Genomic DNA, 19,150 nt, shown 5'->3' on the forward strand with positions numbered 1-19,150 from the left:
TGATGTTTTGAAAAACGGTAAAATAGTACAGGTCATGGGACCTGTTGTAGACGTAGAATTTCCGGATAATGATTTACCAAACATCAAGGATGCTCTGGAAGTTGATAATCATGGAAAGAAATGCATAATGGAAGCTGCACAGCACATCGGAAATAATACCGTCAGATGCATCATGCTGGCAGCAAGCGAGGGCTTATCCAGAGATATGGAGGTTGTTCCGACAGGATCAGGAATCAAGGTTCCGGTTGGTACAGATACCCTTGGCAGATTATTTAATGTAACCGGTGACACTCTGGACGGTGGACCGAATCTGGCAGATACAGAGCACTGGGTCATCCACAGAGATCCTCCGTCATTTGAGGATCAGAGCCCTGTTGTTGAGATTCTCGAAACAGGTATCAAGGTTATCGATCTTCTTGCCCCATATGCCAAAGGTGGTAAGATCGGTCTGTTCGGTGGTGCCGGTGTAGGTAAGACCGTTCTGATCCAGGAGCTGATCCAGAATGTAGCAACAGAGCATGGCGGATATTCTATCTTCACCGGTGTCGGTGAGCGTTCCAGAGAGGGTAATGACCTCTGGACAGAGATGAAAGAGTCAGGGGTATTGTCCAAGACAGCCTTAGTGTTTGGACAGATGAACGAGCCACCTGGAGCAAGAATGCGTGTTGCGGAAACAGGACTTACGATGGCAGAATATTTCCGTGACGTAAATCATCAGGATGTGTTATTATTTATAGATAATATCTTTCGTTTTGTACAGGCAGGATCAGAGGTTTCTTCCCTGCTTGGACGTATGCCATCCGCAGTTGGTTATCAGCCAACTCTGGCAAATGAGCTTGGTGAGTTGCAGGAGCGAATCGCTTCTACAAAGTCAGGATCCGTTACATCCGTACAGGCAGTTTATGTGCCTGCCGATGACTTAACAGACCCGGCTCCGGCAACTACATTTGCGCATCTGGATGCGACAACCGTTCTTTCCAGAAAGATCGTAGAACAGGGTATCTATCCTGCTGTTGATCCTCTGGAATCCAATTCCCGTATTCTGGAGGTGGACGTTGTCGGTGAAGAACATTATAATGTAGCCAGAGGCGTTCAGGAGATTCTTCAGAAATACAGAGAATTACAGGATATCATCGCAATTCTTGGTATGGAAGAATTATCAGAGGAAGATAAGATTACGGTTACAAGAGCACGTAAGGTGCAGAAGTTCTTATCACAGCCATTCCATGTAGCAGAGAACTTTACAGGTGTTCCGGGAAAATATGTACCTCTTAAAGAAACAGTAAAGGGCTTTAAGGCTATCTTAGACGGTGAGATGGATGAATATCCTGAGTGGGCATTCTTTAACGTAGGCGGAATCGAAGAAGTCAAAGAAAAAGCCGCAAAGGGACAGTAGGATAAAGGAGGCAGACAGACATGAATACATTTTACCTGAGAGTCATATCAAGTAATAAAGTATTTTTTGATGATAAGGTTACGAAGTTTGTATTGCCTTTGGAAGATGGTGAGATGGCAGTCCTTCCTCACCATGAGAATATGATCATTGCAACCAGTATCGGGGAGATCCGAATTGATACACCGGATGGAAAGAAGATCCTTGGTGTTGTCGGGGAAGGATTTGCCCAGATCGTAAATAACCGTGTAACGATGCTGGTGGATTCTGCAGAGCGTCCGGAGGATATCGACAGAGTCCGTGCTGAACAGGCACTTGAACGTGCGAAAGAGCGTTTGAGACAGAAGGAAAGTCTGAAAGAGTACAAACAGACAGAAGCATCTCTTTCCAGAGCGTTAATGCGATTAAAGGTAACGGGTAGAGATTTATAAATGACCGGATCCGGTGCGGATCGCACCGGATCAAAAAAGCAGTTGTTGGATATTGCAGTACTTTTGGACAGAGAGTTGTAAATTCAGGGGATTTAGGTGGATGATTAGATTTTTTATAGTGATCATTTCCTGTTTTTTTCTGATTTTGTATTATGTTCCGAAGATGTCATATTATGCCAGACATGGTGAGAAATATGATGAGGAGACATGTTACAGAATGGCACAGGTTATGATCGAGCATGTAAAGAAAAGAGGGCGTATCGAGACAGTTGCATCAGGCATGGAGAATCTGCCGACAGAAGGCGGATATATCATGTTTGCCAATCATCAGGGTAAGTACGATGCACTCGGTGTTATGAGTGTGCATGAACAGCCTTGTACATTTGTTATGGATGCAAAGCGGTCGCATTTGTTTATCGTCACACAGTTGTGTGATCTGTTGAAGGCAAAGCGTCTGGATAAAACCGATCTCAGGCAGCAGGTTCAGGTAATTAATGACGTTGCGACAGAGATCAAAGCGGGAAGACGATATATTCTTTTCCCGGAAGGCGGATATGACCATAACCATAATTCTCTGAGAGGCTTCCTGCCGGGAAGCTTCAAGATCGCACAGAAGGCAAAATGCCCGATCGTGCCGGTTGTATTATATGATTCATTTAAACCATTCGAAGGAAAATCCTTCCGAAAGGTTATTACACAGCTTCATTTTCTGCCCCCAATCCCATATGAGACATTTGCAGATATGAAGACCTATGAGATAAGAGATATGGTAGTTTCACTGATCCAGAACCAGCTCGACAAGATGGAGAGCCTGAATGACTGGTAGGAGATTGCCGAAGAAAAGAGAGATAGCAGTTATGTTATCTCTTTTTTTTCGTGGAAATCCAGACAGAGCAGAAATGTTGTATCTGAATTTTGGGGTTGGAGCATATACAAGTGTAGCATTTCCTTAGCAAAAATTTTAGAAATATATTGTCTGTTGAGATTTTAGATGGTAGAATAAATTTTGTCGATAATGAATATATTGTGTTATCGATGGGCTATCTGGCAGATGAGGCTGTCAGATAAAATATAGTCTGAATTATAAAGGAGAGTAACATGGACGAGAATATGAATGGAAATCAGCAAAATGGCACAAATGCCGGACAGCCGGATGGAGCAGCTCAGAATATGAATCCAAATCAGCAGGCATACGGCGGACAGCAGTATTATGATCCGAATCAGCAGGCATATGGCGGACAGCAGTATTATGATCCGAACCAGCAGGCATACGGCGGACAGCAGTATTATGATCCGAACCAGCAGGCATACGGCGGACAGCAGTATTACGATCCGAACCAGCAGGCATACGGCGGACAGCAGTATTATGATCCAAACCAGCAGGCATATGGTGGACAGTATGGACAGCAGCCACAGGGTAATAAGCCGGCAGGCAGCGGATTTGATAAAGTAAAGAATGCGATTGTGAATAATAAGAAGATCGTTATTATTGCGGCGGCAGCAGTTGTTGCATTGATTCTGATCTTTAACATTATCGGTGGAATTGCTGGTCACGGTAAACAGAGCCCAAAGGCAGTTGTTAAGGCTTATGTAAATGCAGTAGAAAAGCAGAGCGGTAAGAAGCTGTATAAGCTGATTGATAAGAAAGTCCTTAAATATACGAAGGACGAAGAAGATATGGATAAAGATGAAATGATCGATAAGTTAGATCAGATTCTGGAATTGTCAGGTGACTATCTTGAAGATGAAGTTGGTAAAGTAAAGAGCATGAAGGTCAAATTCAAGAAGGTCAAGAAGCTGAAGGGCAGCAAGCTTGAGGATAAGCAGGAAGACTATGAAGATGAGTATGATATCAAGGTCAGCCAGGTTGCTCGTGTCGAAGGTACGATCAAGGTAAAGGGTAAGGATGATGATATTGAAGAAGATTTCACGATGTATGTCTATAAGAGAGGCGGAAAATGGTATCTGGATTTTAGTTCCGTATACTAAGATAAACGCTTATAAAAGTATCAATTCGTAAATACATATAAGATGGCACCGGTTGGAGAGAGTCTGACCGGTGTCATTTTGTTTGCATATTACTTTATGAAAACAAGTCATATATGAAAAAAATGGAGAAAAATACGATTTTTGCAGAAAAAACAGAATAAAATAAAGAAAATTCAATAAAATAGTTGATATTTGAAACGAAATAGACAAGAACTTTCAATTATAGGCTTGCCTTTTTTGAAAAATGTTTTAAAATAGCTAATAGGAATTTTACAGGACATAACTGATTTAACCGGAATAGAATAAGTGAAAGGCACAGGTATGTAGAATGAAGAAATACAAAGATATGAGTAAAGATGAATTATTGACTTTAAAAGCCGCTCTTTTGGAGGAGTATAAGGAAGAACAGGCAAAAGGTCTGAGTCTGAACATGGCAAGAGGTAAGCCTGGATTCTCACAGCTTGCATTGTCGATGGGAATGTTGGATGAGATCAATAGTTCTTCGGATATGAGAACTTTGTTAGGAAACGATACCAGAAACTATGGTGATCTGGATGGTATCGGTGAGTGCCGTCAGCTTATGGCAGATATGATGGAAGTTAAGAAGGAGAATATCATCGTATATGGTAACTCCAGCTTAAATGTAATGTACGATACAGTATCACGTTCCATGACACATGGTGTAAATGGTTCTACTCCATGGTGTAAGCTGGACAAGGTGAAGTTCCTTTGTCCTGTACCGGGATATGACAGACATTTCAAGATCACAGAATTCTTCGGAATTGAAATGATCAATATTCCTTTATTAGAGGATGGTCCGGACATGGATCTCGTAGAGAAATATGTAAATAACGATCCTGCGGTAAAGGGAATCTGGTGTGTACCAAAGTATTCCAATCCAACCGGAATCGTATATTCAGATGAAGTTGTAAGACGCTTTGCGGCATTGAAGCCTGCAGCAGAAGACTTCAGAATCTTCTGGGATAACGCATACTGCATCCATCATTTATATAAGGACAAGCAGGCAGAGATTTTAAATATCATAGATGAATGTGAGAAAGCCGGAAATCCGGATATGGTATACATGTTTGGCTCTACTTCCAAGATCACATTCCCTGGCTCCGGTGTAGCAGCAATTGCAACATCTCCAAGAAATGTTGAATTTATCAAGAAGCAGCTTACCGTTCAGACAATCGGACATGATAAGATCAACCAGCTTCGTCATACAAGATTCTTTAAGAATATCGATGGCATGAAGGCTCATATGGAGAAGCATGCAGATATCTTAAGACCAAAGTTTGAAGCAGTTCTGAATGAATTCGATAAGGAGCTTGCAGGACTTGAGATCGGTTCATGGGTTAGACCGGTTGGTGGATATTTCATTTCATTTGATGCATTAGAGGGCTGTGCAAAGAAGATCGTAGCAATGTGTAAGGATGCAGGAGTTGTTCTGACAGGCGCAGGTGCAACATATCCATACGGTAAGGATCCAAAAGACAGCAATATCCGTATCGCCCCATCCTTCCCATCTGTTGAGGAGATGGAAGCAGCTTCAAAGATCTTTGTTCTTTGCGTAAAGCTGGTCAGCATCGACAAATATCTGGGTGAAGAATAAGTAATAAATAATCGAATAGAGGACATATAAAAGCAACATCAATATGTTAAAAATAAGATTATCAGAAGGTAGTCTTATGGCTGGCATGTTGATGTTGTTTTTTGTTGAATAAAAAGAGCAGACGATTGATTTATGGGCGAAAATCTTATATTATATTGTTTACAGACATAATGCATTATGCGAAAAAGAGGGGGACATATGATGAAGATTGCCATATGTAATGGTGAAAAGAAATGCCGCGATCAGATGCGGACATCCATAGAGAATTATTTGGATACAAAAGAGATCTTATATACAATTGATACATTCGATTCAGGGGAGATGTTCCTGTGTGAGGGAGGATCCCTTCCCGAAAATTCTATTATATTCCTTGATATAAATACAACTTGTGTGGAAGAATGTCTGGGTGCTGTTCTGGATAAACGGGAACCGCATACTGCCAGAAAGAAATTTACATTTAAAGAAGGGCAGACAGAGGTTTTATTCAATCACATTTTATATATTGAAAGCAAGTTACATAAACTGGAGTTTCATATTATAGAAAATGGGAAAGTTCGGATATATACCAGGTATGGCACCATGAATGATCTGGAAGCAGAGCTGAAGTCATATCATTTTATCCGAGTGCATCAAAGTTATCTGGTAAATTTGCAGCATATCAGGCAGGTATCAAGATATGAAGTTACGCTTCATAATGGTGATATTATTTCGATACCGAAAGCCAGATATAAGGAAGTAGAGGAAGCATTTACAGCATATAAATATTGATAAGTGAACAGGGATTAAAAAAAACAACATCCATGCAGCAACCTTAAGGTTTTGTAAGAAAGTCTTAAGTGGTTACCGCATGGATGTTGTTTTTTTGGTTTGTTACACTATCCGGGGTTTAAACGAAGAAATTTCATATTGATTTATAGAAGTTTGGTCATTTTCTGCAATATATTGTCGTTTTCTGCAAAGTGGGTTGTTTGGAGGGGGATAAAACAGTATAGTGCATGAAAAGGAGGAAGTAAAAAATAATTAAGTAACAAAAGAAAAAGGATCAATACATGGGAGGGTATTTATTATGAATTGGAGAAGAAAATGGAAACAGATAACAGCGGTTATTGCTGCTGGAGCAATGGTGGCAGGCAGCATGACGATATTGCCAGCAAAGGCTGAGGAGAAGACCAGGTATCCATATACTATATTTGCATCAGCACAGAAAGAAGGAGCCATTACGATAAATGCAGATAATTTCTGCTTGAATGGTGATATGGTGACGAATGGAACGATATCAGCATCGGGAAATCTTCAAATTAATGGAACAAAAAAAGAATCAGCAGAGGAATCTATGATGTATTTGTTTCATGCAATAGATGATGCATATTTTACTGATACCGATTATGTGGCATGTGAAGGAGACTATGTTTTAGAGGAGACGAATATCAATATCAGTACTCCGGTTGCGGCATCCGGAGAGATGAATCTGGAGGGAAATATTAACCTGAATACGGCAATTAAGGCATTGGAAACCATAACGCTTACCGGAGAGGTGAAAAATACAAATAATTCTGTTATCTATTCCAAATATGGAGATATCATTATTGACAGTACAAATGTGAATCTGAGTGGCTTGATCTACGCACCATTTGGACATGTGAAGATACAGGCACAGAATCTGGGATTAAATAACATTATTGTAATAGCGGAAACAGTTACGATCATAAGTAGTAGTGTAAATGTAAATTATAGTAGTCAAATGGCAGAGTTTATAGGCACAGAGTCTGAATTACCAGACATACCGGATGATGAGAAAAAATATCTGGAGGGAAGAGAGCTCCCAGATGTTACTACTGAAGAAAATAATTCAGAAGAAACAACAGAGGACAACAGTACCGAAGAAAATACAACAGAAGATAGTAGTACGGAAACGACAACAGAGGATTGGGATGCGAAACAGAAAAGATATGAGGAATTGATGAGTGATTTTGATAATTGGAACTCTTATCTGGATACTGATGAGGATGGGTTACCGGATGAAATGGAAGACTTACTGGGCAGTGACAAAAATCTTCCGGATACCGATGGCGATGGTTTAGATGATTATTACGAGTTTTTACAGCTTGGAACATCATTAACTGAACCGGATACCGATGAAAATGGCATTAGCGATGCGGAGGAGGATTTTGATGGTGATGGTTTGAATAATGCGCAGGAATATATGTATGGAACGCTTCCATGGGAGTCGGATACCGACCAGGATGGGCTGTCCGATGGAGAGGAAGTTCTGGTATATGGAACAGATCCATTAAAACCGGATACGGATGGAGATGGTTTGATCGATGGGGATGAACCGGCAATGGGATTTGATCCTACAAAGCCGGATACCGATGAAAATGGAATCCCTGATGGAAAAGAACGGATTGAACAGAGTGTTACATATGAGGTTGAGAATAAGGAGTGTGCTGTTACAGAGATTCAGGTGGATATGGTGACATCCGGCAGCCTTACGGCATCAACAACAATTGAAAGTATAATGGATACAGATTATGGATGTTCAAATGTAGCAGGTCTGGTGGGTGAACCATTTGAGATAACAACAACATGTACATTTGAAACCGCAACACTTTCTTATAAGGTTGATCAGACAAAACTTGGAGAAACGGAGTTTAATGATCTTCTGTTTTTATGGTATGATGAGGATAATAAACAGATGGTTGAGTTGGAGACAGAGCATGACGCTGAGACGGGGATTGTTAGTACGGAGACAACACATTTTAGCAAATATATGTTGGTAGATGCAAAAAAATGGGCGGAGATATGGAAGCATAAGTTCCCCTATGAGGAAAGACAACAAAGTAGGGCAGATGCATGTTATACATATATGTATTTTTTTGGTGCGGTTCCAACAGTGCTGAAAGACACAGCAGGAAATACAGAAGATATAAAGGGAAAGCAATTAACAGAGTATCATGTGAGTTATATATCTCAAACCAGACAGATTATAAATGCAGCAATTAACACCATGCATGAAAACGATCGGGTGGGATATGTGTGTGATTGTGGTCTTTACCATTCAAATAAGCAGTGGGGATCTGGCATGTATGATTATCTTCTTAATAATGAATTGAAGGAGAATCCTAAGAAATATCTTAGAGATAAAATAAATGGAAATGAACTTGGAGTTTATCTGAGGGCTGACTGGGGATATGATGATGCAGACGCACAGATGAGTGGAAATGATAATGTTAATATAATGGTATGGGATTATATAGTAACGGCAAGGGAAGATGCCAAACTCGGCAATACTGTCATTCCGGATCGAAGAATTATATTGGTTTGTGGTGGCAATATAGGGAATATTTCAGAGAATACACTAGCATTAGCAAAAAAAGAAAATATTCGAATTGATACGCTGATGATAGGAGATTATGCGTATGCGGCACCACTTATTAAAGCATCACAGGCAACAGGTGGACAATTTTATAAAGTAGAAGAGGTTAACCGTGACAATGTAGATGAGTTGATTTCAAAAATGAAAATTGGTGAACTTCCGGAAAATGAGTCTGGATTAGCCGGAGGCAGTAGTGAACTTCCAGATGAATTTAAAATAGATACGGATGAAGATGGTATTCCTGATGTAGTAGAACGAGAAGGAATGAGAAATCAGTATGGTATGATCGTATATACTGATCCAGAGAAAAAGGATACTGATGGGGATAAATTGACAGATGGAGAGGAGATGGATCCGACAAGACGAAATAAGCAGTTTTCGAATATAATGACACTGAATGTTCCTAAAAATGCTGATTTTTATTACATGAAATCCAGCCCAAATAATCCGGATACTGATAATGATGGTTATACAGATTATGAAGAGGTAAGAACATATCATTCCAATCCATTATTCAGTGATGTCCATATTTATGAGTTGAAGCACGATTATATAGCGGTAAATTATATAGACGAAGATGGTAATAGTCAAATTTCATATGGTGGAAATCAGGGATGGTTTGGAGAGGAATATAAACAAAATAATATTGAGAAATATTCAACAATTAGAAGCTATGGGTGTGGTTTGATTTCTATAAGTGATATCTTGTTGTATTTAGCGAGTGTAGATAGTAAGTATTCGACGGATATGACAGATCTTATCAGGACTGATAATGGAGCAATAGAATATAATTCTTATATTGAGTATATAAGTTATATGGAAAAGAATTTTTTTCATGTAAGAGATATTGATTTTGCTGGAGAAAAAGTAGTAAGTGGAATTAATGGAATATCGATTGCAAATGGTGTTAATAAATATAACTGGTTTTATAATGTTGGCATACATGGAAACTGGGGGAGTTGGACAGATAAAATACTAAATCGGATAGAAAAAATGCTGGAATGTGATATTCCTGTGACTTTGTCCGCTAATGCAATAAAGAAAGAGTATAAGGCACAAGCGGAGGAAGATGGATTATATATAGCGATGTATAAAAATGATTCTGAAATTCCAAGAGAGAAGAATTACAATATGGTCAGATCAACATTTAATAATCATTATGTTACGGTTACAGGGGTAATTAAAAATTCTATAGAAGATAGGATCTGGCTACAGGTATCGTCATGGGGAGAAAAGTATTACCTTGATTATGCAGAATATATGAATTACATGCAGGTATATGCCTCTATGGGAAGTGTTGCGACAAATATTTTACATATTACTATAGAATGATCGGGAGGAGATTCTGATGAAAAAAAGAATAAAATGGATCATTCCTGTCTGTATAGCGGGTGCGATAATAATAGCAATCATTATTGGAATTGTCCGTTATACCAGACCGATAGAAGAAAAAAATCCATATAATATTTATGTAAGGCAATATAGTGATATATATGAGCCGGATTGGGAATTGGATAATGTGGGTATATCGTCTGAAACGGATTATGAATATGCAAGAATTAAAGTACGTTTTTGGGGAGAAAATGATGTATGGAACTTAACTGATATGGCACATATCTGTTATACGCTTGCACCCAAAATAAGAAGTTATATGGGAGAAGAATATCAATCGTATGCATTGGTAATCAGCTTTGAAGGGTATGCAGGAGCTATATTCCAATTTATATATTATGATACAAATAAAAGAATGATTGCTTTTGATCATCAAAGATCGCATTATATCACATTAGCAGAGATTATAGAGGCATTTCCGGATATGACATCCATAAGCACAGACGGAAGTGTAGCAATGTCATTCGATGATTTAAAAGCTATTGAACAGTTGGATAGTTTACAGGATTGGTGGTGCTTTTCAGATACAATGCCGGAAAATTGGAAAGAATATATATGGTCCATATTCCCTGATTGTGAGATCCGTGACTTATCCAATTACTGGGAAATAGAAAAGGTTCCGTGGTAAGCATTGCAACGAATATTGTGTATATTACGGTGAAACAGTAGGGAGGGAGATTAGTATTGAAATATAAATTAAAAAAGAGATATATAGTATTGATATGTTTGTTAGTTGTATGTATTGGAAGAATTATATTTTATTATGCAACAACAAGTCCTTTTTATAGGTTTGTGAAAACAAACGTCAAAAATTGTAAAGGAGAATGGAAGCTTGAGAGTACAAGTATCGTATTTGATAATCATATAGTTGTGTCTTTTTTTAATAAAAAATCTGATTGGAATATGAGGAAAATAGCGTTCATATGCAAGGAACTTTTGCCTGAAATAAGAGGATATTATGGATCAGACTATGATGGATATGATATAGACTTCCATTTTGAAAGTTATGCAGGCAAGAGGCTTGCGGTTCAATATAGTGACGGGGATAAATTTTTAACTATTACTGCAAATCGATTATCAAGAGGGGTTTGTTTAGAGAATATTGTTATGAATTTTCCAGAAGTGAATTCACTTCAGTTGGATGACAGTGTTAGATGTAAATATTTTGATTGTTTAAAAGATGTTAAAGATTTAAAGTACATAGAAATTGGAAATCCTTTTTCTGATGAAGAACAGGATTATATATTATCCTTATTTCCAGACTGTGTTATAGAAGAATCGACAGAAGACTAGAGATGGTCTGGAAGAAAGGTAAAAAGATGGTGTGGAATATACCAGCTTCAAAGGTTAGATTTGAAAATCTAATATTGAAGTTTGATATATTCTGCATCATCTTTTTGATATATACTATATGGCTTATAGCATGAACCGATTTCTAGGATGTCTGGTTGCCAGAATATTACGTTGTTTGGCGACAGCTACATGAGTATATATTTCGGTTATGGTGATCGAACTGTGACCAAGCATTTCCTGTATATATCGAATATCCACATCTGCATCCAAAAGGCTGGTTGCAAATGTATGCCGAAACATATGTGGTGTAATATGCATATCAATAGATGCAAGCTCTGTATATTTATTTATCATGCGCCGTACAGCCTGATCGGATAAGGGGGTTGCCGCCTGATTAACAAAGAAAGAATCGCAGGCGAGTATTTCTTTTTGAAAAGTTATCTTATATTTTTTCAAAATACAAAGCACAGATTCATTCCCAATCTGGATGCGGCGTTCCTTTGATCCCTTTCCATAGATTAGAATTGTTCCGTCTTGCAGATCAATGGAATCATTGTGAAGAGAGCAAAGCTCGGAGATTCGAATACCCGTTGCAAAGAGTAGTTCCAGTACGGCAGTATCTCTTAATGCATTTTTTCGTTGATATTCTGTTGGAGCCAGTGTTTGCTGTCTGTGTGCTACAGACAGAAGCGTTTCGACAGTAGCTAATGGGATTGTTTTTGGTAAAATAATAGGTTCGCGAAAACGCAGTTGAAGCTTATCGAATGGATTTTGAGGCAGAAAATCCTTATATAACAGGTAATGAAAGAAGGCTTTTAAGGAAGCAATCTTCCGTTTTACTGTTCTTGGTTTATATTGTTCGTGAAGACCTGCGACATATTCCTCTAAAAGATCAGGAGTGATATCTGTGATGTCAGAAGGAATTTGTGCATGTGCAAATTGTGCCAGATCAATTCGGTATGCTTTTAATGTTTTCTCATCCAATCGCTTCTGGTTCTTACAGTAGGTGAGATAGTTTTGAATGTGTGTAGATAAAAGAGTCGTAGTCATTTGTATTTGTTCTCCTTAAAATTATTTATTAGATGCACTTCAAGATAGATCCGATATAAGTCCGGTATGGATTTTAACAAGGTCATTTTTGCTGTGCATAGAATCTCCGTAGCAGGATTCTGCCTTGCTTAGTATATATTCCAGAATTTGTAAAATGGAAGAATACAATCGAAAAATAAGAGAAATTTGGTCATTTTCTGCAATATATGGTCGTTTTATGCAAAACGGTTGATTTTGCATGGGATTGGGGATAGATTGGAGGGGAAGGAAAGTAAGAAAATAAGTGATGGATAATAAATTGTTATCCATTATTAGTTAAGGGTTAAAGAAAGGTCATGTTTATGAAAAAATGCAAATTATATTTTCAAATAAGCATTATAGTGGGACTTATTATAATTTGTATATTATTTTCTTGTGGTACTATTTATTATTTATATAAAAATGATTCTGGAAATGCCGGTGTTTTTGCTACATTAATAGGTATTCCGCTTACATTAATTTTAACGTTTTGGACATATTTATTTGATAAATCTCATAAAAGCACTTTAATTGAGCAATATTTGAATGATGAACATTTTGTAGATAGAGAAATGGAATACATAAAATTATTAAATTTGATACAAAATGAGCCAGACCGGATAATATATATTAACGGTAGATTTGGAATGGGTAAAACATTGTTCATGAAAATGTCATGTGATAGAATCAACTTTACAGATAAGAAAAAATGGAAATCATATGCCGCTTTTTATTATAATAATAATCGTACTAAAACTATAATACAGGCTTTATCTGATAAATTTTGTGGGCATTCCAATGCCTCCGTGACGGATATTAGTCAGCAACTTAATAATGCTACTCTTAAAAAAAATTGTATTTTGTTTATTGATAATATATATGAAATTGATTTATTAGAATGCACAGAATTTGCCAAAGCATTTATAAATTGCAAAAAGAGTAATCAAGTGATTATTGCTGTAGATAGTAATGATGATGATTTTCACATTTGTCCAAGCAAATTCGGTGAAAATGAGATAAAGTTACTCGCAAATAGTTATAATACAGAAATAGAAAAAGAAGATCAAAAAAAAATATCAATATTATCAAATGGATACCCTGTATATGCACGTTATAGCGTTGAAGCATATACGAAAGGTATTAAAATAACAGATTATCGAAATCTTGAAAATTATATTGAAAAATTAATATATTCATTAAATGACCTTGAAAAGAGATCATTATCATTAATAATTTGTCTTAGTCAATTTTTACAAGATGGAATAAAAGAAAAAGCTATATATGGAATAGATAATCGAATAACACAACCTATTATAAAAAGACTAAGTATATATTCATTAATTAATGTACAAAGAAATAAAATATATACTGATAAATTGATTTCTCTCAAATGTCTAGACTTTTTATCAAACTACAAAAATGAGAGCTATAAAAAAATTTATCAATATTATAAAAGTTTTTCAAGTGTTTCGTATATTGCTTTATTCGCAGCTTTAAAATCTGATTTTAAATATGATTATGCGCTTATTAAAAAGATATTACATGATCAATATGTGAATAATAATTTTTATTTATTAATAGATTTAGGAGAATTAGAAGTTAAGGGACAGATAAATTCAAATTTATATGAAGATAAAGAATGTTGGATATATATTCGTTATTATTATTTAAAGGCACTTCTTGAACTTGGGTTATATAACAAAGCTAGAGAAGTAGTTGATAATTGTGATAACCAATTTAATCTTTTGAATATCAATAGTAATATAACTTTTGAATATCAATATTTGTTAGCTGATCTTGACCACTTAACGAATTACTTTCAAAATGCAATTTCGTTTTCACAGGCTTTATTGAAAAAATCTTCTACTATAGATCAGAAAATTAAATGCCAGTATTTATATGCACATTGTTTAAGACATATAGGTGAAGATTTAAATCTTGCTTTTACTGTTTTTTCAGATTTAGCAAAATCTACGAGTTATAAAAATGATAAGATAAGAATACGTTCAATTTATTCTGCAGCATCTATTAAAATGTTTCAGAGAGATAAGAATTATAATTACAAAAACTCTTTTGAAACAATAAATGAAATTATATGTAATGATGATAAAAACGAAATATGGAAACCTTATGTAATAAGACATAAAGCAATTTATGAATACAAAATTTGTAAGGATCCTTATATGGCAGAAAAAACACTTCGAGAAGCGATAAATTTATTAGAAGTAACTTCGCTGCGCATTAAATATGATATATATTTTGAATTAGCCGAAGTATATAGAATATATGATAATAAATTAAATAATTATGAAAAAAGTCTTGCATTTTATTCAGAAGCTGAACAATTTGCAAAGAGAGTACATGACTATAATTTACAAAGCAACTCTCAACTTGGCATAATGTTATTAAATTTGAAATATGGTTATGAAATAAATATTGAAATGCTTAGAACAATTATTATAGAAACCCACAATTTGAATTTAAATATTAATTATAATTATGCTATATATATAAAATGTATTATTGCAAATGAGGCTATTCCTAGAGAATTATCTTTATATTGGAAGAAAATGCAATACTCAGATTTGCTTTTATATTCTTCTAAAAGCAAATCTGAGAAATATAATCTTAAGTTAACGGTTATGTAATCGAGAATATAATATATCATACAAGTTATTATCAAATGTATAAAATATTTTTTTGTTTGCTGAAAGTGTATTGATTTTTTGCGAGATATCTTGGGATAAATGTACATTATCCCGGATATCTCTTAAGATTTCAGCTATAATTAACATTTCTTTTTCATTCCATCCATATCTTGAAATTTCTTGTGTTCCTATGCGCAATCCGCATGTTCTATATATCTTTTTATTTCTAAAATTAATACTTACTCCATAATCTAAACATTTATTATAAAACATTTCAGCTTTATTTTGAGGCATAGAAATAAAAATTTGATGTGTATATGTATATTTGGGTGGTACTTGGATTATATTAAATTGATATATGTCGAGTGCTTTTGCTAGTATATTTGCATTATTTATAATGGAAAAGCTATACTGTTTACCATATATTTCTAGTTCCATTAATGTTAATATTAAACTTAATATATGATGCAATTGGCTGTTTCTCAAATAATCAGGATTTATTAATGTATCAAATTGACGAGCTAATTTTAAGTTATTTGTCATGATTAAACCACAAGTAGGTCCCGGCAATGTTTTATGTGTTGCACCCATTAAAATAAATTTTTGCTCATCACTAAACCAATATAAAGGGTTCTCTATATTATTTGTTGCAATTAGTCCAAGTATCTGTGTGGCATCAAATATTAAAATACAGTTTTCAGGAAGATTAATTTTTTTTAGTTGTGGCATAATTATGATATCTGAGAGACATACTAATATACCATTTATTCTTTGCGTTCTTAATAGTTTATTTATTTCTTCATAATTAAAATCATATGTATCATAATTATAAGGTAACTCTATAGTATTAATTCCTAACCTATGGCAAATTTTAGGCATTGATCCATGTCCACCACAATCTTCCGAAGAAATCAGAATTGTATCACCAGCAGAAAATAAACTCATTAATAAAGTCATAACAGCATTAACACCGGATAAAGTACGTGCATCAGCATATTTACATCCATATAAATTATTACATTGAAGCGATAATAACTCATATAGTTTATATAATTTTTTGCTACCAACAAAATTACTTTCTTGTTGATAATTCATTACTCCACCCATAATATACTTTTCCTGTAAAAACGTATCTAGAGGAATCTTACTAAAAGGAGAAAGCACGTTTTCTGCAGCACATAGGGGTAATAATTTATTTTCTTGTATTGAAAGTTCTGTACATAGGTTTATTAAATCATTAAAATATATTGGTTTCATTAAATCTCTCCTTGATAAGCACTGTATAACAATTTATTATCCATCACCCCACCTCCAAAATTCCCCTTGCCAAAATCCAGATTTGCGTTATCATAGTAAAAACAAAAGATAGTAAATTCGTTTTGAAAGGAAGTTGAAGATATATGACAAAGACAGGATTGGTTTTAGAAGGCGGTGGCATGCGTGGCATCTATACTGCCGGCGTACTGGATGTATTTTTAGATCATAATATTACTGTGGATGGCGTGATCGGTGTATCGGCGGGAGCTATTCATGGAGCCTCTTTCGTATCCAAACAGCGTGGAAGAAATATTGCATATAGCTTGGAATACCGAAACAATAAGGAATATATGAGTTTGAAGTCATTGTTGAAAACGGGAAATTTATTTGGAGTTGATTTTTGCTATGATCGACTGCCGAATGAATTATACAAATTCGACTATGATGCATTTGAGGAGAATCCAACGAGATTTTATGTATGCTGTACAAATGTAGAGACCGGGCAGCCGGAGTATCTGGAATGTACGGATCTTCGAAAGGATATGGACAAGCTACGTGCATCAGCATCACTTCCGATCGTGTCACAGACCGTAGAAGTAGATGGCAAGAAGTTATTGGATGGCGGAACTGCAGACAGCATTCCGATCTTCCAGTTCAGGAGAATGGGATATCGAAAAGATATCGTAGTTTTGACCAGACCGGAAGGTTACGTCAAGGAAGAAGACAGCATGTTGAAGCTGGAAGCAATCCGGTATAAGGAATATCCGGAGTATGTGAAACGAATAGCCATGAGGCATTTGTATTATAATAAGACATTGGAGAAGCTGGCTGAACTGGAACAGAAGGGCGAGGTTCTTATTATCCGTCCGAGTGTACAGATCGACATATCAAGAACGGAAAAGGATGATAAGAAGATTCAGGCAATGTACGATCTGGGCGTGTATGATGCACAGAATAAGATCGAGGAAGTGGCTGAATTTCTGAAATAATGTATAAATATCTGGCTGATATAAAAAGATTGTTATGATTTTGGTATCAGAGTTTGGATAGATACAGAAATATTTATTTGTCAGTTTCTTACTATGGCTATAAGGCAGGATGTCTGCATATGAAAAATGATAATGTTCAAGGTAAAACTGACAATACGAAGGATAAGGCACAGGAGAATCATGTGAAAATGACAAAGACTCCTGTGCCTTCTCTTATTTTGCGATTATCGTGTTCAACCATTGTCAGTATGCTTGCCGGAACGACGTACAATATCGTAGATATGTATTTTGTTTCGGACCTTGGAAACAGTGCAGTTGCGGCAGTTGGGGTTTTATTTTCGGTACTTGCCATGATACAGGCGGTAGGGTATACATTTGGCATGGGTGCAGGCAGCAGAATATCCCGATTTTTAGGTGAACAGAAAGAAAAGGAAGCAGGCAGAGATGCACTGGTTGCGGTCTTAATGTCGCTGATTGCCGGACTTATACTGATGGGAGCAGGATTTCTGTGGCAGAAACCGTTGGTTGAGTTCCTGGGATCGACGGATACGATCGCGACATTTGCATTAGATTATGGATTCTGGATCCTGCTTACAGCGCCGGTTATGTGTGTGTCGTATGTACTCAACAATGTTCTGCGGGCGGAAGGAATGCCCGTCTGGGCGTTAGTTGGAATTGGAAGCGGTGCTGTCTTAAATGCGGTCTTAGATCCAATTCTGGTGTCAGGTTTGGAGCTTGGAATCCGAGGAGCTGGAATTGCGACATTTTGTGGGCAGAGTGTAAGCCTTGTTATCATGCTGATCGTAATGCTAAGCGGGAAAAGTGTGATCGGGCTGAATAAAAATATGGATAGTGTGAATCGTTCACGGAAAAATGCAGGCATGGACGGTATTGCTGATGAAGCTGCAAATTCAAAATATAAACCGGTAGGAATGCGGGTTGAAATTGAGAAGATAAAGGCAGAAGAACGACAGAAAGGGCAGGCGTTTAGGCAGACGGCAGCCGATATTACAAGAACAGGTATTCCGTCTTTCTTCCGTCAGGGGCTGGTCTGCGTGGCAACGATCCTGTTGAACCGGGCGGCGAGAGAATATGGGGATGATGTGGTTGCTGCAATATCGGTATCAAATAAAGTATTTGCTATATTGTTTGCTGTTATGGTCGGATATGGTCAGGGATTTGCGCCGGTGGTTGGCTACCACTATGGGGCAAAGGAAAATGATCGGGTAAGAAAAGCAATCACGTTTACACTTCTAAGCCAGATCATCGCATCGGCTGTCGCAGGTGTTCTTGTGTGGATATTTGCATCTCCGATCATCTCGTTATTTGGTGAAAATGCAGCACTTGATCTGGGTGTGCTCTCTCTTCGGATGCACGCGGTATCATTGCCATTTATGGCAGTCTGTCTGGTCAGCGGTATGTTATTTCAGGCAATAGGGGAGATCGGAAAAGCCATTCTTATATCCTCCACCAGACAGGGCATCTTTTTCCTGCCATTGATCTGGCTTCTTCCTATGTATTTTCAGAAAAATGGTGTAGCGGTAACGCAGGGAATCTCGGATATCCTGTCGGGGATATTCTCATTGCCGTTTTTACTGGTGGCAATTCGTATGTGCAGAAAAAATAAATAATGAGTACGGAGAAATATAGTCAAGTATAGTTTAGTCAAGTATAGTTGACTAAACTATACTTGACTAAA

At 36.7% G+C, this 19,150-nt stretch carries 14 protein-coding genes; 12 read left to right on the plus strand and 2 right to left on the minus strand.

What is annotated here, in order from left to right:
* The first annotated feature begins 7 nt into the window (after positions 1-7).
* From atpD to DWW85_RS09910, 9 genes are all read left to right on the plus strand, one after another.
* On the plus strand, positions 8-1,396 hold the full coding sequence (atpD, locus tag DWW85_RS09870) for a F0F1 ATP synthase subunit beta (protein ID WP_044944676.1): 1,389 nt from the start codon (positions 8-10) through the stop codon (positions 1,394-1,396).
* A gap of 20 nt (positions 1,397-1,416) precedes the next feature.
* Positions 1,417-1,824, plus strand: coding sequence for an ATP synthase F1 subunit epsilon (gene atpC / locus DWW85_RS09875; RefSeq protein WP_008400505.1), 408 nt, complete (start codon positions 1,417-1,419; stop codon positions 1,822-1,824).
* 100 nt (positions 1,825-1,924) lie between these two features.
* Positions 1,925-2,650 carry a lysophospholipid acyltransferase family protein gene (locus DWW85_RS09880; RefSeq protein WP_117808520.1) on the plus strand — a complete coding sequence of 242 codons (726 nt, stop codon included), beginning with the start codon at positions 1,925-1,927 and terminating at the stop codon, positions 2,648-2,650.
* A gap of 272 nt (positions 2,651-2,922) precedes the next feature.
* Positions 2,923-3,813, plus strand: a complete 891-nt coding sequence (locus DWW85_RS12965; protein ID WP_117808521.1) for a hypothetical protein — start codon at positions 2,923-2,925, stop codon at positions 3,811-3,813.
* A 328-nt stretch (positions 3,814-4,141) separates the two neighbouring features.
* The gene (locus DWW85_RS09890) at positions 4,142-5,428 is read left to right on the plus strand and encodes an aminotransferase class I/II-fold pyridoxal phosphate-dependent enzyme (protein ID WP_117808522.1); all 1,287 of its coding nucleotides are present in this window, start codon (positions 4,142-4,144) and stop codon (positions 5,426-5,428) included.
* Positions 5,429-5,629: 201 nt separating this feature from the next.
* Positions 5,630-6,196, plus strand: a complete 567-nt coding sequence (locus DWW85_RS09895; protein WP_242996153.1) for a LytTR family transcriptional regulator DNA-binding domain-containing protein — start codon at positions 5,630-5,632, stop codon at positions 6,194-6,196.
* Positions 6,197-6,494: 298 nt separating this feature from the next.
* Positions 6,495-10,136 carry a hypothetical protein gene (locus DWW85_RS09900; protein ID WP_117808524.1) on the plus strand — a complete coding sequence of 1,214 codons (3,642 nt, stop codon included), beginning with the start codon at positions 6,495-6,497 and terminating at the stop codon, positions 10,134-10,136.
* A gap of 16 nt (positions 10,137-10,152) precedes the next feature.
* Positions 10,153-10,824, plus strand: a complete 672-nt coding sequence (locus DWW85_RS09905) for a hypothetical protein (protein ID WP_117808525.1) — start codon at positions 10,153-10,155, stop codon at positions 10,822-10,824.
* A gap of 56 nt (positions 10,825-10,880) precedes the next feature.
* Positions 10,881-11,489, plus strand: coding sequence for a hypothetical protein (locus DWW85_RS09910; protein ID WP_117808526.1), 609 nt, complete (start codon positions 10,881-10,883; stop codon positions 11,487-11,489).
* Between the two features lie 123 nt (positions 11,490-11,612).
* Here DWW85_RS09910 and DWW85_RS09915 read toward each other — a convergent pair whose 3' ends face one another.
* Positions 11,613-12,539: a tyrosine-type recombinase/integrase gene (locus DWW85_RS09915; RefSeq protein ID WP_117808527.1), complete on the minus strand. Its 927-nt coding sequence runs from the start codon at positions 12,537-12,539 to the stop codon at positions 11,613-11,615.
* A gap of 341 nt (positions 12,540-12,880) precedes the next feature.
* On the opposite strand from DWW85_RS09915, the gene DWW85_RS09920 reads away from it, so the two are divergent.
* Entirely contained in the window at positions 12,881-15,205 is a 2,325-nt protein-coding gene (locus DWW85_RS09920; protein WP_181986555.1) for an ATP-binding protein, read from the plus strand.
* Here the strand turns inward: DWW85_RS09920 and DWW85_RS09925 are convergent.
* On the minus strand, positions 15,191-16,462 hold the full coding sequence (locus DWW85_RS09925; RefSeq protein ID WP_117808529.1) for a hydoxy methyltransferase: 1,272 nt from the start codon (positions 16,460-16,462) through the stop codon (positions 15,191-15,193). The two genes, DWW85_RS09920 and DWW85_RS09925, sit on opposite strands and share 15 nt — an antisense overlap.
* A 143-nt stretch (positions 16,463-16,605) precedes the next feature.
* Here DWW85_RS09925 and DWW85_RS13055 point away from each other — a divergent pair, with 143 nt between their 5' ends.
* Complete coding sequence (locus DWW85_RS13055) at positions 16,606-17,451, plus strand: patatin family protein (protein WP_117808530.1); 846 nt, start codon at positions 16,606-16,608, stop codon at positions 17,449-17,451.
* Positions 17,452-17,570: 119 nt separating this feature from the next.
* Positions 17,571-19,082 (plus strand): MATE family efflux transporter, encoded by a 1,512-nt coding sequence (locus DWW85_RS12975; protein WP_242996155.1) that lies wholly within the window; start codon positions 17,571-17,573, stop codon positions 19,080-19,082.
* Positions 19,083-19,150: the final 68 nt, after the last annotated feature.

The sequence above is a fragment of the Clostridium sp. AF17-21AC genome (genome assembly GCF_003461365.1).
GTDB classification, from domain to species: domain Bacteria; phylum Bacillota; class Clostridia; order Lachnospirales; family Lachnospiraceae; genus Coprococcus; species Coprococcus ammoniilyticus.

What these genes read in the sequence shown, in the direction of transcription:
- atpC (WP_008400505.1), top strand. Translation starts at nt 1,417, where the DNA reads ATGAATACATTTTACCTGAGAGTCATATCAAGTAATAAAGTATTTTTT.
- DWW85_RS09880 (WP_117808520.1), top strand. Translation starts at nt 1,925, where the DNA reads ATGATTAGATTTTTTATAGTGATCATTTCCTGTTTTTTTCTGATTTTG.
- DWW85_RS12965 (WP_117808521.1), top strand. Translation starts at nt 2,923, where the DNA reads ATGGACGAGAATATGAATGGAAATCAGCAAAATGGCACAAATGCCGGA.
- DWW85_RS09890 (WP_117808522.1), top strand. Translation starts at nt 4,142, where the DNA reads ATGAAGAAATACAAAGATATGAGTAAAGATGAATTATTGACTTTAAAA.
- DWW85_RS09895 (WP_242996153.1), top strand. Translation starts at nt 5,630, where the DNA reads ATGAAGATTGCCATATGTAATGGTGAAAAGAAATGCCGCGATCAGATG.
- DWW85_RS09900 (WP_117808524.1), top strand. Translation starts at nt 6,495, where the DNA reads ATGAATTGGAGAAGAAAATGGAAACAGATAACAGCGGTTATTGCTGCT.
- DWW85_RS09905 (WP_117808525.1), top strand. Translation starts at nt 10,153, where the DNA reads ATGAAAAAAAGAATAAAATGGATCATTCCTGTCTGTATAGCGGGTGCG.
- DWW85_RS09915 (WP_117808527.1), bottom strand. Translation starts at nt 12,539, where the DNA reads ATGACTACGACTCTTTTATCTACACACATTCAAAACTATCTCACCTAC.
- DWW85_RS09920 (WP_181986555.1), top strand. Translation starts at nt 12,881, where the DNA reads ATGAAAAAATGCAAATTATATTTTCAAATAAGCATTATAGTGGGACTT.
- DWW85_RS09925 (WP_117808529.1), bottom strand. Translation starts at nt 16,462, where the DNA reads ATGAAACCAATATATTTTAATGATTTAATAAACCTATGTACAGAACTT.
- DWW85_RS13055 (WP_117808530.1), top strand. Translation starts at nt 16,606, where the DNA reads ATGACAAAGACAGGATTGGTTTTAGAAGGCGGTGGCATGCGTGGCATC.
- DWW85_RS12975 (WP_242996155.1), top strand. Translation starts at nt 17,571, where the DNA reads ATGAAAAATGATAATGTTCAAGGTAAAACTGACAATACGAAGGATAAG.